The 21,518-nt window shown below is 72.1% G+C and carries 20 protein-coding genes; 16 read left to right on the top strand and 4 right to left on the bottom strand.

From position 1 onward, the window contains the following. Nucleotides 1-119: 119 nt before the first annotated feature. The 4 genes from iolC to iolD are packed head-to-tail and all read left to right on the top strand — an operon-like array spanning nucleotide 120 to nucleotide 5,000. Nucleotides 120-1,169, top strand: a complete 1,050-nt coding sequence (gene iolC / locus ABD169_RS02180) for a 5-dehydro-2-deoxygluconokinase (protein WP_344028711.1) — start codon at nucleotides 120-122, stop codon at nucleotides 1,167-1,169. Next, nucleotides 1,166-2,107, top strand: a complete 942-nt coding sequence (locus ABD169_RS02185; RefSeq protein WP_344028713.1) for a Cgl0159 family (beta/alpha)8-fold protein — start codon at nucleotides 1,166-1,168, stop codon at nucleotides 2,105-2,107. The genes iolC and ABD169_RS02185 overlap by 4 nt, the downstream gene beginning before the upstream one ends. Next, nucleotides 2,104-3,078, top strand: a complete 975-nt coding sequence (iolB, locus tag ABD169_RS02190) for a 5-deoxy-glucuronate isomerase (RefSeq protein WP_344028715.1) — start codon at nucleotides 2,104-2,106, stop codon at nucleotides 3,076-3,078. Before ABD169_RS02185 ends, iolB begins: the two co-directional genes overlap by 4 nt. Beyond that, on the top strand, nucleotides 3,075-5,000 hold the full coding sequence (iolD, locus tag ABD169_RS02195; protein WP_344028717.1) for a 3D-(3,5/4)-trihydroxycyclohexane-1,2-dione acylhydrolase (decyclizing): 1,926 nt from the start codon (nucleotides 3,075-3,077) through the stop codon (nucleotides 4,998-5,000). Before iolB ends, iolD begins: the two co-directional genes overlap by 4 nt. On the opposite strand, the gene ABD169_RS02200 is transcribed toward iolD, so the two are convergent. Beyond that, the gene (locus tag ABD169_RS02200) at nucleotides 4,997-6,802 is read right to left on the bottom strand and encodes an alpha/beta fold hydrolase (protein WP_344028719.1); all 1,806 of its coding nucleotides are present in this window, start codon (nucleotides 6,800-6,802) and stop codon (nucleotides 4,997-4,999) included. The two genes, iolD and ABD169_RS02200, sit on opposite strands and share 4 nt — an antisense overlap. Continuing rightward, nucleotides 6,799-7,398 (bottom strand): TetR/AcrR family transcriptional regulator, encoded by a 600-nt coding sequence (locus ABD169_RS02205; RefSeq protein WP_344028721.1) that lies wholly within the window; start codon nucleotides 7,396-7,398, stop codon nucleotides 6,799-6,801. Before ABD169_RS02205 ends, ABD169_RS02200 begins: the two co-directional genes overlap by 4 nt. 156 nt (nucleotides 7,399-7,554) lie before the next feature. On the opposite strand from ABD169_RS02205, the gene ABD169_RS02210 reads away from it, so the two are divergent. From ABD169_RS02210 to ABD169_RS02240, 7 genes are all read left to right on the top strand, one after another. Then, entirely contained in the window at nucleotides 7,555-8,475 is a 921-nt protein-coding gene (locus tag ABD169_RS02210) for a TIM barrel protein (protein ID WP_344028724.1), read from the top strand. Between the two features lie 46 nt (nucleotides 8,476-8,521). Beyond that, nucleotides 8,522-9,532: an inositol 2-dehydrogenase gene (gene iolG, locus ABD169_RS02215; RefSeq protein ID WP_344028727.1), complete on the top strand. Its 1,011-nt coding sequence runs from the start codon at nucleotides 8,522-8,524 to the stop codon at nucleotides 9,530-9,532. Between the two features lie 138 nt (nucleotides 9,533-9,670). Beyond that, nucleotides 9,671-10,693, top strand: coding sequence for a substrate-binding domain-containing protein (locus tag ABD169_RS02220; protein WP_336653365.1), 1,023 nt, complete (start codon nucleotides 9,671-9,673; stop codon nucleotides 10,691-10,693). 56 nt (nucleotides 10,694-10,749) lie between these two features. Beyond that, on the top strand, nucleotides 10,750-11,811 hold the full coding sequence (locus ABD169_RS02225; protein WP_344028732.1) for an ABC transporter permease: 1,062 nt from the start codon (nucleotides 10,750-10,752) through the stop codon (nucleotides 11,809-11,811). Beyond that, nucleotides 11,808-12,602 (top strand): ATP-binding cassette domain-containing protein, encoded by a 795-nt coding sequence (locus tag ABD169_RS02230; protein WP_046454860.1) that lies wholly within the window; start codon nucleotides 11,808-11,810, stop codon nucleotides 12,600-12,602. Before ABD169_RS02225 ends, ABD169_RS02230 begins: the two co-directional genes overlap by 4 nt. A gap of 7 nt (nucleotides 12,603-12,609) precedes the next feature. Then, the gene (locus ABD169_RS02235; protein WP_046454859.1) at nucleotides 12,610-13,845 is read left to right on the top strand and encodes a Gfo/Idh/MocA family protein; all 1,236 of its coding nucleotides are present in this window, start codon (nucleotides 12,610-12,612) and stop codon (nucleotides 13,843-13,845) included. Then, nucleotides 13,845-14,648, top strand: coding sequence for an SDR family oxidoreductase (locus tag ABD169_RS02240; protein ID WP_425560957.1), 804 nt, complete (start codon nucleotides 13,845-13,847; stop codon nucleotides 14,646-14,648). The genes ABD169_RS02235 and ABD169_RS02240 overlap by 1 nt, the downstream gene beginning before the upstream one ends. A gap of 252 nt (nucleotides 14,649-14,900) precedes the next feature. On the opposite strand, the gene ABD169_RS02245 is transcribed toward ABD169_RS02240, so the two are convergent. Next, entirely contained in the window at nucleotides 14,901-16,316 is a 1,416-nt protein-coding gene (locus ABD169_RS02245) for an amidase (RefSeq protein WP_344028739.1), read from the bottom strand. Between the two features lie 50 nt (nucleotides 16,317-16,366). Then, nucleotides 16,367-16,939, bottom strand: a complete 573-nt coding sequence (locus ABD169_RS02250) for a hypothetical protein (protein ID WP_344028741.1) — start codon at nucleotides 16,937-16,939, stop codon at nucleotides 16,367-16,369. A gap of 351 nt (nucleotides 16,940-17,290) precedes the next feature. On the opposite strand from ABD169_RS02250, the gene ABD169_RS02255 reads away from it, so the two are divergent. From ABD169_RS02255 to ABD169_RS02275, 5 genes are read left to right on the top strand one after another with little or no spacing between them, the layout of a single operon-like run. Continuing rightward, entirely contained in the window at nucleotides 17,291-18,418 is a 1,128-nt protein-coding gene (locus ABD169_RS02255; protein WP_344028744.1) for a metal ABC transporter substrate-binding protein, read from the top strand. Next, nucleotides 18,415-19,236: a metal ABC transporter ATP-binding protein gene (locus tag ABD169_RS02260; RefSeq protein ID WP_046454854.1), complete on the top strand. Its 822-nt coding sequence runs from the start codon at nucleotides 18,415-18,417 to the stop codon at nucleotides 19,234-19,236. Before ABD169_RS02255 ends, ABD169_RS02260 begins: the two co-directional genes overlap by 4 nt. A gap of 2 nt (nucleotides 19,237-19,238) precedes the next feature. Then, complete coding sequence (locus ABD169_RS02265; RefSeq protein WP_344028747.1) at nucleotides 19,239-20,174, top strand: metal ABC transporter permease; 936 nt, start codon at nucleotides 19,239-19,241, stop codon at nucleotides 20,172-20,174. Further along, nucleotides 20,171-21,112 carry a metal ABC transporter permease gene (locus ABD169_RS02270; RefSeq protein ID WP_344028749.1) on the top strand — a complete coding sequence of 314 codons (942 nt, stop codon included), beginning with the start codon at nucleotides 20,171-20,173 and terminating at the stop codon, nucleotides 21,110-21,112. Before ABD169_RS02265 ends, ABD169_RS02270 begins: the two co-directional genes overlap by 4 nt. Further along, the gene (locus ABD169_RS02275; RefSeq protein WP_046454853.1) at nucleotides 21,109-21,513 is read left to right on the top strand and encodes a Fur family transcriptional regulator; all 405 of its coding nucleotides are present in this window, start codon (nucleotides 21,109-21,111) and stop codon (nucleotides 21,511-21,513) included. Before ABD169_RS02270 ends, ABD169_RS02275 begins: the two co-directional genes overlap by 4 nt. The last annotated feature ends 5 nt before the right edge of the window (nucleotides 21,514-21,518 follow it).

The raw sequence follows: 21,518 nt of genomic DNA on the forward strand, positions 1-21,518 counted from the left end.
ACGCCGATTCGGGTGAGCCCCGCGGTGGATTCCGGCGGCTGCGGATCTGGACGGACCCCGGGAAAGTGATATTGTTAGGACAAACATGACGGCAAAGATGCCCCGAGAGGAGGTCGGCGATGGCTGACCGGGATCCCGATGACGCGCTGGTGATGGGCCGCCTCGGCGTCGATGTGTATCCGCTGCAGGACGGCGTCGGGCTCGAGGAGGTCACGAGCTTCGGCAAGTACCTCGGCGGATCCGCCGCGAACGTGGCCGTGGCCGCGGCGCGCTACGGGCACGCGAGCGCCCTCGTCTCGCGTGTCGGCGACGACCCCTTCGGCCGCTACCTCCTCGCGGAGCTCGCCCGCCTCGGCGTCGACCCGCGCGAGGTGCGCGTCGACCCGCGCTACGCGACGCCCGTCACCTTCTGCGAGATCTTCCCGCCCGACGACTTCCCGCTCTACTTCTACCGGGAGCCCAAGGCGCCCGACCTCGAGATCGCCCCGCAGGATCTCGACCTCGACGCGATCCGGGCCGCCCGGATCCTCTGGCTCACCGTCACCGGACTGAGCCAGGAACCGAGCCGGGCCGCCCACCACGCGGCGCTCGAGGCGCGCAGCGCAGCGCCCGCGCCGACGGCGCAGCACACGGTGCTCGACCTCGACTACCGCCCGATGTTCTGGCCGGATCCCGCCGAGGCGAGCGCCCAGGTGGCCCGCGCCATCGCGCACGCGACCGTCGCCGTCGGCAACCGCGAGGAGTGCGAGGTCGCCGTCGGCGAGACCGAGCCGCTGCGCGCCGCCGACGCGCTGCTCGAACGCGGCGTGCGTCTCGCCATCGTGAAGCAGGGCCCCAAGGGCGTGCTCGCGAAGACCGCCGATGAGACCGTCGAGGTGCCGCCGCACTTCGTCGAGGTCGTGAACGGCCTCGGCTCGGGCGACGCGTTCGGCGGTGCCCTCTGCCACGGCCTGCTCGAGGGCTGGGGGCTCGAACGGATCCTGCAGTACGCGAACGCGGCCGGCGCGATCGTCGCCACCCGCCGCGAGTGCTCCACGGCCATGCCGAGCGCCGCCGAGGTCGAGGCCGTGCTCGCCGGCGGATCGGCGGACGCCGTGCGCGACGCCGAGGCGCGCGACGCCGAGGCGCGCGACGCGGCCCGTCTCGCAGCGGAAGGCGCGGTCCGATGAACCTGCGACTGAGCGACGCCGACCTCGCCCGGCTCCGCGCCGTGCGCGCTGAACATCCCGAGGCGATCGGCGAGTACCTCGCCACCCGCGAACGGCGCGAGCTGCTCGCGGGCGACGGGCGCCTCTTCATCGTCGCCGCCGACCACCCCGCGCGCGGTGCGCTCGCCGCCGGCGGCGACGCCACCGCGATGGGCAACCGCGGCGAGCTCATCGACCGCCTGGCCCACGCCCTCAGCCGCCCCGGGGTCGACGGGGTGCTCGGCACCCCCGACGTGATCGATGACCTCGCGGCCCTCGGCCTGCTCGACGGCAAGATCGTCGTCGGATCCATGAACCGCGGCGGCCTGCGCGGCGCCTCCTTCGAGATGGACGACCGCTACACCGCGTACGACGTCCCCGCGATGGTCGCCCAGCGGCTCGACTTCGCGAAGACGCTGATCCGCGTCGACCTCGACGACCCGGGCACCGCCCCCACGCTCGAAGCCACGGCGCGCGCCGTCGACGCGGCCGCCGACGCGCGGCTCCCGATCATGCTCGAACCCTTCCTCTCCGGCCGCGACGCCGGCACGGGCCGCGTCGTCAACGATCTGAGCCCCGAGGCCGTGATCCTCTCGATCGCGATCGCAGCGGGTCTCGGCCGCTCCAGCGCCTACACCTGGATGAAGCTCCCCGTGGTCGACGAGATGGAGCGGGTGATGGAGGCGACGACCATGCCGACCCTGCTGCTCGGCGGCGAGGGCGGCGGGGATCCCGACGCCGCGTTCGCCGCGTGGGAGCGGGCGCTCGCGCTGCCCGGCGTGCGCGGCCTCACGGTCGGGCGCACCCTGCTCTACCCGCAGGACGGCGACGTGACCGCCGCGGTGGACACGGCCGCGCGACTGGTGCACGGTGATCTGACGACCACGGCGACGACCACGGCGACGGAGGGGGCGGCATGACCGCGGAGGCGAACGGATCCGGCGAGCGCTGGTTCCATCGGCGGGGAGCGCTCGGCGCGGACGGTTGGGAGACCGTCGTCGACGAGCGGACGCCGGGTTGGGCGCACACGGGCCTCCGGGTCGCGCGGCTCGAGGCCGGCGAACGGATCGCGCTCGAGGGTGCGGGCGTTGAACGGCTCATCGTGCCGCTCTCGGGATCCTTCGCGGTGACGCGCACCGAACCGGGAGCCGCCGACGGCGCTGCAACGATCGAGCTCGCGGGCCGTGCGTCCGTGTTCGACGGTCCCACCGACGTGCTCTACCTCTCGGCCGCGGTCGAGACCGCATCGGTCGAGGCGGTCGGCGGGCCCGGTCGGTTCGCCGTCGCGACCTCGCCCACCGACCGCGTGCTGCCGAGCCGGCGCATCGGCGCCGACGAGGTGCCGGTCGAGCTGCGCGGCGGGGGCGCGTCGAGCCGCCAGGTGCACAACTTCGGCACCCCGCAGGCGCTCGACGCCTCCCGCTTCATCGTCTGCGAGGTGATCACCCCGGCCGAGAACTGGTCGTCGTACCCGCCGCACAAGCACGACGAGCACGTGCCCGGGCACGAGTCGCGGCTCGAGGAGATCTACTACTTCGAGTCCGCCCCGGCGCGCGGCGCCGCCGCCGAGGCCAGCGAAGCGCACGCCTTCGGCATGTTCAGCACCTATTCGTCGCCCGCGGGCGACATCGAGATCGACGCGATGGTGCGCACGGGCGACGTCGCGCTGATCCCCTTCGGCTACCACGGCCCCGCCGTGGCGGCTCCGGGCTACGACCTCTACTACCTGAACGTCATGGCCGGCCCGGACCCCGAGCGGGTCTGGCTGATCAGCGACGATCCCGCGCACGGCTGGGTGCGCAGTACCTGGGACGGGCTCGGCATCGACGCCCGCCTGCCCTTCGCCCCCGACGCGCAGCCCGCGCCCGACACCGAGGAGACCGCACGATGACCGCGCGACGCATGACCGTCGGCCAGGCGCTGATCGAGTTCCTGGCGAACCAGTGGACCGTCGACCGGGACGCCTCCGGCGCCGAGATCCGCGAGCGCACCGTGCCCGGCGTGTTCGGGATCTTCGGGCACGGCAACGTGGCCGGCGTCGGCCAGGCGCTGCAGCAGCTCAACGCGCAGGATCCCGCGCTGATGCCCTACTACCAGGCCCGCAACGAGCAGGCCATGGTGCATCAGGCCGTCGGCTACGCCCGCATGCACCGCCGGCGCGGCACCTTCGCGGCCGCCGCCTCCGTGGGGCCCGGCGCCACGAACCTGCTCACGGGCGCGGCGCTCGCCACGACGAACCGCCTGCCCGCCCTGCTGCTGCCGAGCGACACCTTCGCGACCCGCGTCGCCGATCCCGTGCTGCAGCAGCTCGAGCAGCCGCACGACATCGGGCTGACCGTGAACGACGCCTTCCGGCCGCTCTCGCGCTTCTTCGACCGGGTGCAGCGGCCCGAGCAGCTGTTCTCGATCGCGCTCGGCGCGATGCGGGTGCTCACGGATCCGGCGGAGACCGGCGCCGTGACCATCTCGCTGCCCGAGGACGTGCAGGCCGAGGCGTTCGACGTGCCCGCCGAGTTCCTGCAGCCGCGCGAGTGGCGGATCCGGCGCCCGCGCCCCGAGCGCGATGCGCTCGCCGCCGCGGTCGCGGCGATTCGATCCGCGAAGCGCCCGTTCATCGTCGCCGGCGGCGGCGTCATCTACTCGGGTGCCGAGGACGCGCTGCGGGAGCTCGTCGAGGCGACAGGGATCCCGGTCGGCACGACGCAGGCCGGCGGCGGATCGCTGCCCTGGGACCACCCGCAGTACCTCGGCGGCGTCGGAGCCACGGGCACCACCGCCGCGAACCGGCTCGCGGCCGAGGCCGACCTCGTGATCGGCATCGGCACCCGGTACAGCGACTTCACGACGGCGTCGCGCACCGCGTTCCAGGAGCCGGGCGTGCGCTTCGTGAACATCAACGTCGCCGCGTTCGACGCGGTCAAGCACGGATCGCAGCTGCCCGTCGTGGCCGACGCCCGCGAGACGCTGCTCGAGCTCGCGCCGCTGCTCGCGGACTGGCGGCTCGGCGCCGACTCGGCCGAGCGCCTGGCCCGCGAGAAGGGCGAGTGGGATGGCGTCGTCGACGCGGCCCTCGCGCCGACCGGTGCGGAGCTGCCCGGACAGTCCGAGATCATCGGCGCGGTGCACGCGGCGAGCGACCCGCGCGACGTGATCGTGCAGGCCGCGGGATCCCTGCCGGGCGATCTGCACAAGCTGTGGCGCGTGCGCGATCCGCTCGGGTACCACGTCGAGTACGCGTACTCGTGCATGGGCTACGAGATCGCGGGCGGACTCGGCGCGAAGCGCGGGCTCGACGCGGCGGGCGACGACCGCGACGTGATCGTCATGGTCGGCGACGGCTCGTACCTGATGCTCAGCACCGAGCTCGCGACGGCCGTGGCCGAGGGGATCAAACTCGTCGTGGTGATCGTGCAGAATCACGGCTACGCCTCGATCGGGCACCTGTCGGAGACGGTCGGCTCGGAGCGCTTCGGCACGAAGTACCGGCGCTACGACGCCGAGGCCCGCAACTTCCAGGGAGACGAGGTGCTGCCCGTCGATCTCGCGATGAACGCGCGCAGCTACGGCGTCGACGTGGTCGAGATCCCGGTCGCGCCGGGTGCCGCCGAGGCGCTGCGCGAGGCCGTGGTCGCGGCGAAGGCGTCGCCGCGCTCGACCGTGATCCACATCAACAGCGACCCGCTCGTCTACGCGCCCGACGGCGAGGGCTGGTGGGACGTGCCGGTGGCCGAGGTCTCGGATCTGGAATCGACGCAGCGCGCCCGCGCCGAGTACGAGGAGCACGTGCGCGCCCAGCGGCCGCTGCTGGGCTAACCGGGCAGGGCCGCCCTCGACCCGGCGAACTGCCCGACGAGCGCCTCGCGATGGGTGAGCTGCGGATGATGCCCGGCGCCCGGCACCGTCACGATCTCGACGTTCGGCCGTGCCGCGAGCGCCGCGGCGAGACGCGGATCGAGCGGGTCATCGCTTCCGGTGACGATGCGGACGGGTCCGTCGTACCGGCCGAGCGCCTCGCGGAGCTCGGCGCGCCAGCGCTCCGAGCCCGCCTGCGCGAGGTGCTCGGCCACGGCCCTGGCACGACCCCGCCGCAGGTCCTGGGCGCTGCTCGTGAGCCGGTCGGCGCTCGCCTCCGAACCGGTGAGGCGGCGCGACAGCGCGCTCGCGCTCGCGCGGCGCAGCACGCCGCGCACGAGCGGTCGCAGGCGAGTCCCGGCGCCCGCCGGAGACTGCAGGAAGAACGGCGCGACCAGGGTGAGCGACTCGACCCGCTCGGGGAACCGGTCGGCAGCGGTGACCGCCGCGGCCGCGCCGATCGAGTGGCCGATGATCTCGGCGGGCTCCTCGCCCAGGACCGCGGGCAGCCAGCGCCCCCAGTCGCGGATGCCCATGCCGCCGCTCAGCCCGAGCCCGGGCAGGTCGACCGCACGCGCCCCGATGCCCGCCGCGACATCGGCCCAGGTGTCGGCGTTGACCGGCAGCCCGGGCAGGATCAGTCGCCGTGCGTCGGAGGCGCCCAGCTCGAAGGTCCGCACGCCTCCGGCGTCGATGAACCGGCGGTCGCCGCCCTTCGCGGTGCCGAACCGGTGCGCGGCCATGTAATCGACCCACCGTTCGAGCGAGGTGCGCACGTCGGGCATGGTGACGCCGTGCCGCGCGGCGAGCGCGACGGCGGGACCGGTCGGGTAGCGGTCGGAGGAGAGGAAGCCGAGGGTCTCGGGGTCCGCCCCCGTGACCCACTGCGGGAGGCGCTTGATCACGCCGACGGGGATCCGGAGCTTCGGGACTTGCGCTCCGAGGTGCCGGCCGGCGTGCACGAGCAGCTCCGTGAGCGGCGGCGTCCGGTCGTCCAGGATCCAGTACGCCTGCCCCGCGGCGTCGGGATCGATCGCCGCCGCGGCCATGAACGACGTCATGTAATCGACGGTGAGCACGGGTACAAACGTGGAGCTCCCCGCGGGCAGCGCGGTGGCGGTGCCCGCCCACACCTGCTCGATCGTGCTCGCGATGCCGATGTGCTGGTCGGATTCCCCGGTGACGCTGTCGCCGATCACGGTGGCCGGGTTGATAATCGTCCAGGGGACGCCCCGCTCGGCGGCCCGGGCCTGGAAGATCGCGTCGGACTCCACCTTCGACGCCTCGTAGCCGCCGAGCTCCGCGTACACCGCCGCCCGGTGCTCGTCGGACCACGGCACCGCTGCGGGGTCCTGGCCGCCCACGCGGTAGCCGGAGATGTGCAGCAGACGCTGCAACCGGGGGAGTTCGGCGGCGAAGTCGACGAGCTTCTCGACGATGCCGACGTTGGCGCGGCGCGCCTCCTCCGCCGACATGCCGAATCGGAACGACCCGGCGCAGTTGTGGATCTCGGTGATGTGCGCGAAAGCCGCAGGTCCGCCCGGCAGGAGCTCGGGCGTCTCGAAGTCGACGAGCACGACGGAGATGCTCTGCGTCACGCCTCGTTCCTGCAACCAGCGCACGAGCCGGATACCCGACTCCACGCTGCGCACGGCGGCGGTGACGTCCGCTCTCGCCGCGACGAGGGAGCGGATGAGGGTGCGGCCGACGAGGCCAGAGGCCCCGAAGACCAGCGCGTTGCGGGTGGACAGCTCCGCGCTCATCGGGCGCCCCCGACCTGAGCGACGCGCCCCTCGATGAGCTCGGCCACGACGTCGGCGGCCGCGTGCAGGGGCTCGGTGCTCCGGGTGGCGCGGGACACGATGACCGCGCCCTCGATCATCGAGACGACGACGGTCGCGAGCGAGCGGGCCTCGGACTCGGCGAGTCCGCTGCCCACGAGCAACTCGGTGGTCGGGGTGATCCACGATGCGAAGGCGGCCGCGCAGGCCTGCCGCAGCCGCTCGCTCTCGGCGCCCATTTCGAGGGTGACGACGGAGACGGGGCAGCCCAGCCGGAAGTCGCTCTCGCCGACGATAGCGGCCAGGGCCTCGATCGCGGCTCGCGCGGCACCGGCCGCGCTGCCGGCCGTCTCGGCGACCTCGGCGATCAGCGCCGCGAACTGGGCCTCAGCCAGCTCGACGGCTGCCACACCGAGGCCCTCCTTCCCGTCCGGGAAGTGGAAGTAGATGGATCCCTTGGGGGCGGCGGCGTGCTCGATGACCGCGTTCAGGCCGGTGCCGGCGTAGCCGCTGGTCTGGATGAGTTCGAGCATGGAAGCCGCGAGCCGGGCCCGTGTGAGGTCGCCTTTGGAGGTCATACGCCAAATAATAGACCGGTCTACATATTGTGGACAAATGCTATGGAGTGCGTTCGGGCGGGTGCGGATGGCGAGCATTCCCGAAATGCCCTATTGTCTTATCAAAGCCTCGGGCAAGGCCGCCCGAGCGATCGAACAGCGCAAGGAGGCGCACGCATGGACGCACGAGTCGCCGGTGCCCCGGTGAGCTTCGGAGTGTTCGAGCTCACCCCCGAGGGAGCCGACACCATCGCCCCCGATCAGATGCTCGAGATCCTCGACGAGACCGGCTACGCCGGCATCGACCTCGGCCCCGCCGGGTACCTCGGCGAGGGGGAAGCGCTGATCTCCCGCCTGCGCGCGCACGACTTCGGCCTCGCCGGCGGCTGGGTGCAGCTGCCCATGAGCGACGACGACGCGTTCGAGGCCGCACTGCCCGAGCTCGACGCGGCGATCACGGTGTTCGCCGACGCGGCCGCAGCGCTCGGCGGGCCCGCCGCGTTCCGCCCCAAGCCGACGCTCGCCGACTCCGGCTCCGAAGCGCGCCAGGCGCGACCCGGCCTCGCGGTCGATCCGCTCGACGCCGCCGGCTGGGACCGGCTCGCCGCGAACGCCGCCCGCGCGGCCGAGCGCGTTCGCGCGGCCGGGCTCGAGCCGACCTTCCACCACCACGCGGGCACGTTCGTCGAGTCGCCCGACGAGGTCGAGCGGTTCCTCGACCGGGTCGACGTCGGCCTCACCTTCGACACCGGGCACCTGCTGCTCGGCGGCGGCGACCCCGCCGCCGTGGTCGAGCGCTGGGCTCCCCGCATCAACCACCTCCACCTGAAGGACGTGGATCGCGCCGAGCTCGCCCGGGTCATCGACGCGGGCGGAGGCATGGTCGAGGTCTGGAGCTCGGGCGCCTTCGCGGCGTTCGGCGACGGCGACATCGACCTCGCGACCATCATGGACGCCATGGATCGGGCGGGCTACGCCGGGTGGATCGTCGTCGAGCAGGACGTGCTGCCCGAGGCCGGCATCGATCTCGCGACCTTCGCCGCACGGCGCCTGGCCGACCACCGCACCAACCGCGAGGCGCTCCGGCCCTGGGCCTGAGCGGACGCGCTCCCGAACCGCACCACGAGCAGAAGGAATCGAAGCAATGACGCAGAACCGAGTGCGCATGGGGCTCATCGGCACGGGCCGCATCGGCCTGGTGCACGCGACGAGCATCTCGGCGCATCCCGAGACGGAGCTCAGCTGGATCGCCGATCCGTTCGTCGACGGCGCGCACGCGCTCGCGGCGCGCTTCGGCGGTCGCGTGACCGATTCGAGCGACGAACTGCTCGACTCCGGCGAGGTGGATGCGATCCTGGTCGCCGCGCCGACGCCCACGCACGTGCCGCTCATCGAGGCGGCGGTGGATCGGGGGATCCCGGTGCTGTGCGAGAAGCCGATCGACCTCGACATCGCCCGCGTGGAGGCACTGCGGCCGAAGGTGGCGGCGTCGGGGGTGCCGGTGGCGCTCGGCTTCAACCGCCGCTTCGATCCGGCCTTCGCCGAGGTGCGCGCCCGCGTCGCGGCCGGCGAGATCGGGCCGCTCGAACAGCTGACCATCATCAGCCGGGATCCCGCGGCGCCGCCCGCGGCGTACATCGGGGTCTCGGGCGGCATCTTCCGCGACATGACGATCCACGACTTCGACATGGCTCGGTTCTTCCTGCCCGACATCGTGGAGGTGAGCGCGACGGGCAGCACCCTCTTCGACGAGGGCGCGCGCGAGCACGGCGATTTCGACACGGCCGTCGTGACCCTGAAATCCGCGTCGGGCGCGATCGTGACGATCGTCAATTCGCGGCACAGCGCCGTCGGCTACGACCAGCGGATCGAAGCCTTCGGAGCGCTCGGCTCCCTGCAGGCGAACAATCCGTCGCTCAGCCTGGTGAGCGCGTCGAATGCGACGGCGGTGGACGCGCGAGCGCCCTACGAACCGCAGTTCCTGCACCGCTACGCCGTGTCGTACTCGGCGGAGCTCGACGCGTTCTTGCGCCTCATGCGCGGCGAACCGTCCGACAGCCCCACCTTCGACGACGGCCGCGCCGCGCTGCTGCTCGCCGATGCCGCCCAGAGGTCCGCCGAGACCGGTAGCGTCGTTGCGATGCCGTTCAACTGAAGCTTTGCGCGGAGTTTGCAACAATCTGGTCTCAAATGCCCTAATGTCATGACAAATATCCCCGAATCGCTGGATCCTGATCCGGGGATGGAAGATACTGGCGAACAGGGCCGTTCACGTCCCACCTCGCAAAGCTCAATGAAGAGGAAAAGAGGCACCGTCATCATGGTGAAGAAGAAGCTCATCACCGCCGCAGTGGCCACCGCTGCGGCCCTGACCCTGGCGCTCGCCGGCTGCTCCGGCACCGGCGCGAAGGGCGGAGGCGGCAGCGCGAGCGCCGCCCCCGACAACAAGAACATCAAGATCTGCGTCTACACCCACGGCGACGGCGGCACCTTCTGGGCCGTCGCGCAGAAGGGCGCCGAAGACGCGGCGAAGACGCTCGGCGTCACCCTCGACTACCAGGGTTCGACCAACGACGCCGCCAAGCAGGCGTCCACCATCGAGGCCGGCGTCAAGGGCGGCTGCAGCGGCATCGCCGCCTCCGCACCCGACCCCGGCGCGATCCAGTCGGCCATGAAGTCCGCGAGCGACGCCAAGATCCCCACCGTCACCATCAACTCGGGATCCAGCGTCTACAAGGAGCTCGGCGCCTTCACCCACGTCGGCCAGGACGAGATCGTCGCCGGCCGCCAGGCGGGCGAGAAGTTCAACGAGCTCGGCGTCAAGAAGATCCTCTGCCCGATCCAGGAAGCCGCCAACTCCGGCCTCACCGATCGCTGCAAGGGCGCCGCCGAGACCTTCAAGGGCAAGGTCCAGGAGTTCAACGCCGACGGCGCGCTCGCCGACCTGAACGGCGCGCAGGCGAAGATCCTCGCCGCCCTCCAGGCCGACTCGTCGATCGACGCCGTGTTCGCGCTGAATGCCGACGTCGCCACCGGCGCCGTCCTTCCCGCCGTCAAGACCGTCGGCCGCGACATCAAGGTCGGCACCGTCGACCTCTCGGCCGACGCGCTCAAGGCCATCGACGCGGGCACCCTCCAGTTCGGCATCGACCAGCAGCAGTACGCGCAGGGCTACATGGCCGTGCAGCTGCTCTACTTCGCGGTCAAGGACGCGATCGAGATCGGCGGCGGGCTCCCCGTCTACACCGGTCCCGCATTCGTGACCAAGGACAACGTGAAGGCCGTGCAGGAATCCGTGAAGGAAGGCCTGCGCTAACGCGGACGACGGGGCCGGCGGCGCACCGCCGGCCCCGTCCCTCGCAGGGAGAGACCATGACATTCCTCACCGAAACCAGCAACATCAAGCTCGACGAACGCGTGAGCACGACGCCGTGGTACCTCAAGGTGCTCCGCCGTCCCGAGCTCGGCGCACTCATCGGCGCGATCGCCATCTTCCTGGTGTTCGCCTTCTCCGACACCACCGGCAACTTCGCGACGCTCGAGGGCGCCGCCGGCTGGACCGACTTCGCAGCCCCCGTCGGCATCGTCGCCGTGTTCGTGGCTCTCCTCATGATCGGCGGCGAGTTCGACCTCTCGACCGGCGTCATGGTCGGCACCTCCGGCCTGCTCGCAGGCCTCCTCATCACCGAATGGGGCGTGAACGTCTGGCTCGCGATCCTCATCACCATCGTCTTCGCCGGCATCGTCGGCTTCATCAACGGCATGCTCGTCGTCAAGACCAAACTGCCGTCGTTCATCGTCACCCTCGGCACGTTCTTCGTGCTCAAGGGCGTCAACCTCGCGGTCACCAAGGGCCTCACCGGCACCGTCCGCGTCTCCGGCGTCGACCAGGGCGACGGCTACGACTCGGCGCAGGGATTCTTCGCCAGCACCGTCTCGATCGGCGGCACCACCTTCCAGATCTCCGTGGTCTGGTGGATCCTGCTCACCATCATCGCGACGCTGCTGCTCACCCGCACTGTCTTCGGCAACTGGATCTTCGCCGTCGGCGGCGACGCCAACGCCGCGCGCAACGCGGGCGTGCCCGTCGACCGCACCAAGATCCTGCTGTTCATGATGACCGCGATGTCGGCCGCGCTCGTCGGCGTCATGTTCGTGCTGCGCCTCAAGGGCATGCAGGCCGGTCAGGGCGTCGGCCAGGAGTTCTACTACATCATCGCCGCGGCCGTCGGCGGCTGCCTCCTCACCGGCGGCGCCGGATCCGCGATCGGCGCCTCCATCGGTGCGCTCATCATGGGCTTCGCCGCGGTCGGCATCCCCTACGCCCTGTGGGATCAGGACTGGGTCTCGACGTTCCTCGGCGTGATCCTCTTCTCCGCAGTGCTCATCAACATCACCATCTCGCGTCGTGCACAGGGAGGTCGAAAGAAATGACCCAGGAATCAGCGACCCCGGCTCTCGAGCTCGAGAACGTCGGCAAGAGCTTCGGCAGCGTCATCGCGCTGCGCGACATCAGCCTCAAAGTCGACGCCGGATCCGTCACCTGCGTGCTCGGCGACAACGGCGCCGGCAAGTCCACGCTCATCAAGACCCTGTCGGGCGTGCACAAGCCGAGCTCCGGCGCCTTCCGCGTCGAGGGCGAGGCCGTCGAGTTCTCCTCGCCGCGCGACGCGCTCGCCCGCGGCATCGCGACCGTGTTCCAGGACCTCGCGACCGTGCCGCTCATGTCGATCTGGCGCAACTTCTTCCTCGGCAACGAACCCGTCAAGGGACCGAAGTTCTTCGGCTTCATGTCGGTCAAGAAGTCGCAGGACATCACCAAGCAGGCGCTCATGGAGATGGGCATCGACCTGCGCGACACCAACCAGCCCATCGGCACGCTCTCGGGCGGCGAGCGGCAGGCCGTCGCCATCGCCCGCGCCGTGCACTTCGGCGCCAAGGTGCTCATCCTCGACGAGCCCACCAGCGCGCTCGGCGTACGCCAGTCCGGCATCGTGCTGAAGTACATCCTCGCCGCACGCGAACGCGGCGTCGCCGTGGTCTTCATCACCCACAACCCGCACCACGCGTTCATGGTCGGCGACCGCTTCTACCTGCTCAACCGCGGCCGCATGATCGCCGACTTCGAGCGCGGCAAGGTCGAGCTCGAAGAACTGGTGCAGGCGATGGCCGGCGGCGCCGAGCTCGAATCGCTCGCCCACGAGATCTCTGCGACCCGGAAGTAGGAGGCGCATGCGCACGCTCGCGAACGGAACCACCGAGGTCGGGGTCGGCCTCATCAGCGTCGGCTGGATGGGGCAGCTCCACAGCCGCGCCTACCGCAACCTCGCCTACGCCTACCCCGACCTCGGGGTCCGTCCGCGGCTCGTGCACGCCGCCGATACCTCCGAGGATCGACGCCGCGAAGCGGTCGACGTGCTCGGCTACGAGCGCGCCTCCGCCGACTACCGCGCCGTACTCGAAGACCCCGAAGTCGACGTCGTCTCGATCTGCGCCCCCAACTTCCTCCACGCCGAGATGGGGATCGCGGCCGCGAAAGCCGGCAAGCACTTCTGGATCGAGAAACCCGTCGGACGCGGCGAGACCGAGACCGCGGCCGTCGCCGAAGCCGCCGACGCGGCCGGCGTCGTCACCTCCATCGGCTTCAACTACCGGCACGCGCCCGCCGTCGAGCACCTCCGCGAACTCATCGCCGCGGGCACCCTCGGTCGCATCACCAACGTACGCGGCCACATGTTCGCCGACTACTCCGCCGACCCGCGCGGCGCCCGCTCCTGGCGCTTCGTGCGCGAACTCGCCGGATCCGGTGTGCTCGGCGACCTCATGGGACACCTCGTCGACCTCGTCCACTACACGCTCGGGCCCGTCGCCGAAGTGAGCGCACTCACCTCCACCGTCTACGCCGAACGACCCGAACTGCCCATGGGCACCGGCACCCACTTCGCCCTCATCGAAGGCGGCCAGATGGAACCCGTCGAGAACGAGGACTACGCGGGCATGCTCGTGCGGCTCTCCGGCGACGCCGTCGCAGCCGACGCCGTCGGCACCCTCGAAGCCTCCCGCGTCGCCGTCGGCCCCCGCGCCAGCTACGGGATCGCCGTCTACGGCACGAACGGCTCCGCGATCTGGGACTTCGAACAGCTCAACTTCCTGCGCGTCTCCACCCCGCTCGGCACCGAGGACCCCGGCTACACCACCGTCATGGCGCACCCCGGCATGGGCGAATTCGGGCGCTTCCAACCCGGTGCCGGCACCTCCATGGGCTACGACGACCTCAAAGTCATCGAAGCCAAGAAGTTCCTCTCCGCCGTGCTCGGCCGATCCTCCGACGCGTCGAACATCCACGACGCGCTCTCCGCCGCCCGAGTCGTCTCCGCCGCCGAACGCTCGGCCGCCGAACGCAGCTGGGAACGGATCCCCGCCGAACCCGGCACGACCGCGGCCCTCACCGCGCCCCAGGAGGCATGATGCAGCACCTCATGGCCGGCAGGATCCTGCTCGTCACCGGCGGCACCCAGGGCCTCGGCCTCGCCATCGCCCGCGCCGCCGCCCGCGAAGGAGCCGCCGGCATCGCCATCGTCGGACGCTCCGCCGAGAAGGCCGAACGCGCGCTCGTCGAAATCCACGAAGCGGCGCTCTGGAGCGACGACGGCCCCGCGAACGCCATCGCCATCGTCGCCGACCTCGCCACCCCCGGCGAAGCCGAACGCGCCGTCGCCGAAACCATCGCACGCTTCGGTCGCATCGACAGCCTCGTCAACGCCGCCGCCCTGCCCACCCGCGGCAGCCTCACCGACACCACGCGCGAACTGCTCGGCGAACACCTCGCCGTCAACCTCGTCGCACCATTCATGACCATGCAGGGCGCCGTCGCGGACATGCAACGACGCGGCGCACCCGGCACCATCGTCAACATCATCACGATCTCCTCCCACGGCGGGCAGCCCTACCTCGCGCCCTACGTCGCCTCCAAAGCCGGACTCGCCGGACTCACCAAGAACGCCGCGTTCGCGCACCGCTTCGACCGGATCCGCATCAACGGCCTCAACATCGGCTGGACCGCCACCCCCGGCGAGAACGCCACGCAGCAGAAATTCCACGGCGCCGAAGACGGCTGGCTCGAGCAAGCCTCCGCCGGGATGCCCATGGGCAAACTCGGCCAACCCGACGAGATCGCCGACGCCGTCGTCTTCCTCCTCAGCGACCGCAGCGGCGTCGTCACCGGATCCATCATCGACTGGGACCAGACCGTGATCGGGGCGTACGAGTAGGGGAGGCGAATGCGCGACGGGCGCGGCGACCGGGATTTCCCCGCGGCTTAGGCGGGGAACCCCCGGCGATGTCGCTCCTGCGTCGCGCCACGCCAACCCCGATGCGCCGCGGGGCAACCCCGGCCACCACGCCCGCCCCGCATCCTGTTGAAGCGCTGAACCGGGCGCGCGCACCCGATCCCGTCCCGCACACCCGCGCCGTTCGCTTGGCGCTCGGTGCGGGCTTTCTGCCTTCCGACGGTTGAGCGAGCACTAGCGAGACGAAACCGAGGGCGCCAGCTGCTCCGCCAGGCGGAGCAGCTGCGTCTCCGCGCCCATGCGGCCGATCAGCTGCACCCCGAATGGGAGCCCGGCCGCGTCGCGACGCATCGGGGCGACGACCGCCGGAAGGCCCGCCACGTTCACCATCGACGTCTGCGGCGCCCACTCGCACTGCAGCCGGTAGTCGCCCTCCGGCCCGGCCGCGATGAACGCGCCGACCCGGGGCGCCGCGAACGCGAGCGCGGGCGTCAGGATCGCGTCGTACGCGCCCCACTGCCGCACGCAATCCGCGGCGAACTCGCGCAGCGTGCGCGCCGCGCGCGCCAGCCGCTCGGGGGAGGCCTGCCGGGTGCGAGCGAGGAACGCCGCCGCCAGTTCGCCGAGCCGCTCCTCCGCGCCGGGGCCGAAATCGATGCGGGCGAGGCCCGCCGTCCAGACGTCCGTGAACGCCCCGGGATAGCGCGGATCCGGGATCCAGTCCGCCTCCTCGACGCGGTGCCCCGCCTCGCCGAGCCGGGCGACGGCGGCGTCGAGCGCCGCGAGCGCGTCCGGCGAGTACGAGACCGGCACCTCGCCCTCGAACGGCGAGCGGAGCGTCACCCCGATGCGCAGACCGCGCAGCTCGTGGGCCCGCCGCACCGCGGCGAGGCTCGGCTCCGCGGTCAGGCCGCGCATCGCGTCGAACAGCAGGGCGGCGTCGACGGCCGTCCGGGCGATCGGCCCCGACACGGTGAGCCTCGGGGCGCCGATCTCGTCGACGAGTCCGCTCCCGCGATCCGCCGGCACCGCGCCGCGGCCCGGCTTCAGCCCGACGAGACCGCACGCCGCCGAGGGGATCCGGATCGAGCCGCCTCCGTCGCTGCCGACCCCGAGCGGGATCAGGCCCGCGGCGATCGCAGCCGCGGAGCCGCCCGAGGAACCCCCGGGAGTGCGGCTCGGATCGTGCGGGTTGCGGGCGGGCGGCGCGACCAGATTCTCCGAGTACCCGGCGATGCCGAACTCGGGCACCTGCGTCTTGCCGAGCGAGATCGCCCCGGCGGCGCGGACCGCCGCGGCGACCGGGGAATCGTGCAGCGCGGCGACATGCGGGACCGCACGGCTGCCGTGGCTCGTCACCGCGCCGCGCACGTCGACCAGGTCCTTGTGCGCGGTCGGCAGGCCGAGCAGCGGCGGCAGGGATTCGCGCTCGTCGCGCGGCGTCGCGGCGATCCGCGCGTCGGCATCGTGAGCCTCGGCGAGGGCCGCCTCGGGCTGTGCGCTGACGAAGGCGCCGAGCTCGTCTGCGGCGATCCGGTCGAGGGCGTCGTGCACGAGCTCCACCGCGGAGACCTCGCCGCGGCGCAGCGCGTCGCGCAGTTCGAGCGCGGTCGGGTGCGTCGCGGACGGTGCGTGCGTGTCGGCGTTCACGGAGCGAGTCTCTCAGATCGCGCTGCGCGCCGGCGCATCGGTCGAGCGGCTCAGACGGACGTCGAGGTGTCCTGCCCGCGCATCCACGCTTCCACCTCGGCGGGGTCGTCGACGATCCGGTAGCCGGATCGGAACCCGGAGGCGCTGTCGCCGGCCAATTCGAGCCGGAGCACGATGTAGCGGTTCTTGCCGTCGCTCCCGGTGAGGAGCGAGCTGCCGCGCACGGGGGAGTCGCCCGAGATCGATCCCCAACCGTGCGCTTCCGTCAGGAGCGCGCAGACGCCGCCGGAGTTCGTGCGCGCCGCGAAGAACGCGGATCCGCCCGGCAGATCCGCCAGGTGGGTGAGCGAATCGGCATCGATGCCCCCGTCGCACACGTTCGTCGGGTCGCTGGCGATCGCGGCCCGGATGATCTTCTCGCCACCCGACGTCGGCTGGGTCCAGGCGCCGCCGACGTTGAACGGCAGCGCGAAGACGCCGCCGACGGCGAGCAGCAGTGCGAGGGTCATCGCGACCAGGGGGCCGACGCGGCGCCCGCGGCGCGGAGCCTCCGTCGGGGCGGGGCTCTCGGCGGGGTCCTCGCGCAGCTCCGGGGGCAGCTCGTTCTGCGGCTCGTGGGTCATCTCGGGCCCTTCGTCGTCGGGTGGCGGAGTCGGCCGCCGGATCCCTTGAGCCTACGCCCCGCCCCGCCCTCCACCCATCCACCCATCCCGCCCACCCACCCACCCCGGTCGAGTGAGCAGTTGTACAGGTTATGCGGCTTCATAACCTGTACAACTGCTCACTCGACGAGCCCGGGAGCGGAGCGGCGCAGGGGTGCGGCGCAGGGGCGGCACGCGCGCACGGGGCGGGGACACAGAAAGCAGGCTCACGCCCCGTTGTTGCGAACCGTTCTCAGAAGGCGCTATGCTGAGATTCGTTCTCAACAAGCGGCGCGCATCGGCGCGACCCGAACTGGTCAGGAGACCCACTCGATGCGACACTCACGGACTCGCACCCTCGTCACCGCGACGCTCGCGGCCACCCTCGCGGCGGGGCTCGCCGCGACGCTCGTCGGCTGCTCGTCGCCGAGCGCCGAAGCGGGCGGGAGCAAGGCCTCCGACGGGGAGCGCCTCCGCGTCGTCGCGACCACCACGCAGCTCGCCGACTTCACGAAGGAGATCGGCGGCGACGATGTCGAGCTCACCGGCCTGCTGAAGCCCGGCGCCTCGGCCCACCACTTCGATCCGAGCCCCGCCGACCTGCTCGCGCTCGGCCGCGCCGATGTGCTCGTGGTGAACGGCGCCGGCCTCGAGACCTTCGTCAGCAGCGCCGTCGAGGCCTCGGGCTTCCACGGCAAGACGGTCACCGCGGCCGACGGCCTCGATCAGGCGACGCTCAAGGCCATCACGGCGGAGGGCGCGGCCGAGGCCGGCGGCGCCGAGACGCACGACCACGCGCACGAGTCGACCGATGCCCACGACCACGCGAGCGCGACCGAGGAGGCCGCCCACGCGCACGCCGACGGCGATGACGACGATCACGATCACGGCGATCTGAACCCCCACATCTGGACCTCCCCCCGCAACGCCGAGGGCATGGTCTCCGAGGTGGCGAAGGGGCTCGCGCAGGCGGATCCCGCGCACAAGGCGGACTACCAGCGCCGCGCCGACGCCTACCTGCTCAAGCTCAAGGGTCTCGACGAGTGGATCACGACCCAGATGGATCGTGTGCCGAAGGCCGAGCGGATCATGGTCACGGGGCACGACTCGCTCCGCTACTACCTGCACGACTACGGGATCGCGTTCGCCGGGTCGATCCTGCCGAGCTTCGAGGACAACGCCGAGCCGAGCGCGGCCGATGTCGACCGCCTCGTCGCGACGATCAAGGAGCGCAAGGTCCGTGCGGTTTTCGTCGAATCGTCCATGAGCCCCGGTCTGGCGCGTACCATCGCCAAGGAGGCCGGCGTCAAGGTCGTCGACGCGGAGTCGCTCTACACCGACTCGCTCGGACCTGCCGGCAGCTCGAGCGCGCAGTACCTCGGCGCCACCGTCCACAACACGCAAACGATCCTCGAGGCCTGGGGCGAGAAGCCAGGCCCGCTCCCGGAGAACCTCAAGTGACCGAAGCCCCAGCAGGAGCGGCGCCCGCCGCGCACGACACCCCCGCGATCCTTCTTCGCGACGCAGCGTTCGGCTACGCCGGACGCACGCGGGTGGCGCGCCTCTCCCTCACCGTCGAGCGCGGCTCGGCGGTGGCGCTGATCGGGCCCAACGGCTCGGGCAAGTCCACGCTGCTGCGCGGGATCCTGGGCCTCGCCGACCTCACGGCCGGCGAGGTCCGGGTGCTCGGCGAGGCGCCCGTGCGGGCGCGCCGCCGCATCGGATCGCTGCCGCAGGCCGACCAGCGCGACACCTCGCTGCCGGTGACGCTGCGCCAGGTCGTCGGCATGGGGTTGTACCGCGAGCTCGGCGCGTTCCGGCCGATCGGCCGCGAGGGCCGTCGCCGCATCGACGCCGTGCTCGACCGGGTGGGGCTCGCCCCGTTCGCGCAGCGCCGCTTCGGCGAACTGTCGGGCGGGCAGCAGCAGCGGGGGATCCTGGCCCGCGCGCTCGTCGCGGACCCTGAGATGATCCTGCTCGACGAGCCGTTCAACGGGCTCGACCGCGAGAATCGCGAGACGCTGCTCGCCCTCCTGCGCGAGGTGCGCGCCGAGGGCCGCACCATCATCGTCTCGACCCACGACCTCGAGATCGCGCGCGAGGCGTGCACGCACGCGCTGCTGCTCTCGAGCGGGCACCACCCCGAGGATCCCGGTCACCCGGCCGCCTACGGCACCCTCGACGATGCGCTGACGCTCGAGGCCGTGGCCCACGCGTTCCAGGACACCACCGTGGAGCTCGACCGCCACACCGTCACCACCACCCGCGAGACGGAGTAGCGGTGGACGCCGGACTCATCGAGATCTTCTCGCTGCCCTTCATGGGCCGCGCACTCGCGACGCTCGCGGTGCTCGCCGTCGCCGCGGGCGTCGTCGGGATCGGGATCAGCTTCCGCGAGCTGGAGTTCGTGAGCGACGGCCTCGTGCACGCCGTGTTCCCCGGGCTCGTGGTCGGCGCCGCGATCGGCGGATCCGACTTCGTGCTGCCCGGCGCGATCATCGCCGCGCTCATCGCGGCCGTGCTGTTCACCCTGCTGGAACGCGCGGGACGCGTCGGCTCGGACGCCGCCATCGCGGTCGTGCTCACGGGCCTCTTCAGCCTCGGCGTCGTGCTGGTCTCACGGCAGCAGGGGTACGTCTCGCAGCTGGAGGATCTGCTGTTCGGGCGCCTCCTCACCGTGACGGCGGCCCAGCTCTGGCAGGTGACGGTCGTCGCGGTGCTCGCCGTGATCGTGCTCGCCATCGGCTGGCGGGCGCAGCTGTTCCGCGCGTTCGATCCCGAGGGGTTCCGGGCGGCGGGCTTCCGCCCGCTCGTCACCGACCTCACCCTGTCGGTCGCGGTCGCGCTGCTCGTCGTGGCCGGCGTGCAGGCGCTGGGCGTGCTCATGGTGCTCGCGATCCTGACCGTGCCGATGGCCGCGGCGCGCCTCCTCACGGGGCGGCTCGGTCTGCTCGTCCCCATCGCGATCCTCGTGCCGCTGATCGCCGGCGTCGCGGGCCTGTGGCTCTCGTTCGTGTGGTCGGTCGGCGCGGGCGCCACCGTCTCGCCCGGCGCGACGGTCGTGCTCGTGCTCGTCGCGCTCTACGCGCTCGCCGTGGGCTGGCGCCTGCTGCGCGGACGCGTGCCGGGCACCCGCGCGAAGCGCGCTTCCGATGCGGCGGATCGGGCGGATGCCCCGGCGCCGGTCGGCGTGACCGCCGGGGGCGATGCCGCATGAGCTACTTCGCCCTCGCCGCGATCGAGCTCGCCCTGCTCGGTGTGCTGTCCGGCATCGTCGGCACGCTCATCGTGATGCGCCGCCGCTCGTTCTTCGCGGTCTCGCTCAGCCACGCCACCTTCCCCGGCGGCGTGCTGTTCGCGGTGCTCGGCTGGAACCTGATCCTCGGCCAGGCGCTCTTCGCACTGCTGCTCGTCGGCATCATGACGCTGCTCGCCCGCGTGCCCGGTCAGGGCCGCCAGGTCGCGAGCGGCATCGTGCTGTCGTTCGGCTTCGCGCTGGGCACGCTGCTCGCGAGCCTCAACACGGGCAACGGCGTCCCGGTCGAGGCGCTGCTCGTGGGGTCGCCGCTCAGCGTCACCGGCGCCGACCTCGTGCGCACCGGCGCCGTGCTCGCCGCGACCCTGCTGCTGCTCGCCGTGTTCGGGCGGCGGATCCTGTTCCACACCTTCGATCCCGTGGGCTTCGCCGCCGCGGGATTCCGCGCATGGCCGGTCGAGGCGCTCGCGAGCGGGATCATCGCCGCCGGCGTGGTCGCCGCGATGCCCGCGGTCGGCGCGATCCTCGGCGTCGCCCTGCTCGTCGGCCCCGCGGCCGCCGCGCGGATCCTCGCGCCCCGATTCACCTGGATCCCCGGCATCGCCGCGGCGCTCGGCGTCGTCTCGGGCCTCGTCGGCCTGTGGATCTCGCGCGAGTTCGGGATCGCCGCCGGCGGCTCCATCGGCCTCGTGGTGGCCGTCGTGTTCCTGCTCGCCGCTGCCGCCGGCCGGCTGCGCGACCGGCTCCGGCTCGGCGCGGAACGCGCGGCCGAGCGCGCGCTCCAGGCGCGCGAGCGCGCGGTCGTGATCCGCGAGGCCGAGACCGGAGCCCCGGACCCGGCGTGCGCGGAGGCCTCCGGGCGTGAGAGTCTGGAGGCGACGAAAGGCGGAGCCGCATGACCGCAGCACCCAAGCGCAACACCTGGCAGCGAGAGGCCGTCCGCGCCGCCCTCGCCGAGGCGCGCGGGTTCGTGAGCGCCCAGGAGCTGCACCAGACGCTGCGCGACCAGGGCTCGACGATCGGCCTCGCGACCGTCTACCGCGCCCTCGCGGGACTCGCGGAGGGCGGCGAGGCCGATTCGCTGCAGTCGCCCGACGGCGAGAACCGCTTCCGCTCCTGCAGCATGCAGGGGCACCATCACCACCTCGTGTGCCGTATCTGCGGCGAGACGCGCGAGCTCGAGGCGCGCGTGGTCGAGGAGTGGGCCCAGCGGGTCGGCGCCGAGCACGGCTTCACCGAGATCGACCACGTCGTCGACCTCTACGGCGTCTGCGAGCGCTGCCGCGCCCGCGCCGCCTAGAGTGG

It is taken from the genome of Leucobacter iarius (assembly GCF_039530105.1).
Lineage (GTDB): Bacteria > Actinomycetota > Actinomycetes > Actinomycetales > Microbacteriaceae > Leucobacter > Leucobacter iarius.

What these genes read in the sequence shown, in the direction of transcription:
- iolC (WP_344028711.1), top strand. Translation starts at nt 120, where the DNA reads ATGGCTGACCGGGATCCCGATGACGCGCTGGTGATGGGCCGCCTCGGC.
- ABD169_RS02185 (WP_344028713.1), top strand. Translation starts at nt 1,166, where the DNA reads ATGAACCTGCGACTGAGCGACGCCGACCTCGCCCGGCTCCGCGCCGTG.
- iolB (WP_344028715.1), top strand. Translation starts at nt 2,104, where the DNA reads ATGACCGCGGAGGCGAACGGATCCGGCGAGCGCTGGTTCCATCGGCGG.
- iolD (WP_344028717.1), top strand. Translation starts at nt 3,075, where the DNA reads ATGACCGCGCGACGCATGACCGTCGGCCAGGCGCTGATCGAGTTCCTG.
- ABD169_RS02200 (WP_344028719.1), bottom strand. Translation starts at nt 6,802, where the DNA reads ATGAGCGCGGAGCTGTCCACCCGCAACGCGCTGGTCTTCGGGGCCTCT.
- ABD169_RS02205 (WP_344028721.1), bottom strand. Translation starts at nt 7,398, where the DNA reads ATGACCTCCAAAGGCGACCTCACACGGGCCCGGCTCGCGGCTTCCATG.
- ABD169_RS02210 (WP_344028724.1), top strand. Translation starts at nt 7,555, where the DNA reads ATGGACGCACGAGTCGCCGGTGCCCCGGTGAGCTTCGGAGTGTTCGAG.
- iolG (WP_344028727.1), top strand. Translation starts at nt 8,522, where the DNA reads ATGACGCAGAACCGAGTGCGCATGGGGCTCATCGGCACGGGCCGCATC.
- ABD169_RS02220 (WP_336653365.1), top strand. Translation starts at nt 9,671, where the DNA reads ATGAAGAGGAAAAGAGGCACCGTCATCATGGTGAAGAAGAAGCTCATC.
- ABD169_RS02225 (WP_344028732.1), top strand. Translation starts at nt 10,750, where the DNA reads ATGACATTCCTCACCGAAACCAGCAACATCAAGCTCGACGAACGCGTG.
- ABD169_RS02230 (WP_046454860.1), top strand. Translation starts at nt 11,808, where the DNA reads ATGACCCAGGAATCAGCGACCCCGGCTCTCGAGCTCGAGAACGTCGGC.
- ABD169_RS02235 (WP_046454859.1), top strand. Translation starts at nt 12,610, where the DNA reads ATGCGCACGCTCGCGAACGGAACCACCGAGGTCGGGGTCGGCCTCATC.
- ABD169_RS02240 (WP_425560957.1), top strand. Translation starts at nt 13,845, where the DNA reads ATGCAGCACCTCATGGCCGGCAGGATCCTGCTCGTCACCGGCGGCACC.
- ABD169_RS02250 (WP_344028741.1), bottom strand. Translation starts at nt 16,939, where the DNA reads ATGACCCACGAGCCGCAGAACGAGCTGCCCCCGGAGCTGCGCGAGGAC.
- ABD169_RS02255 (WP_344028744.1), top strand. Translation starts at nt 17,291, where the DNA reads ATGCGACACTCACGGACTCGCACCCTCGTCACCGCGACGCTCGCGGCC.
- ABD169_RS02270 (WP_344028749.1), top strand. Translation starts at nt 20,171, where the DNA reads ATGAGCTACTTCGCCCTCGCCGCGATCGAGCTCGCCCTGCTCGGTGTG.
- ABD169_RS02275 (WP_046454853.1), top strand. Translation starts at nt 21,109, where the DNA reads ATGACCGCAGCACCCAAGCGCAACACCTGGCAGCGAGAGGCCGTCCGC.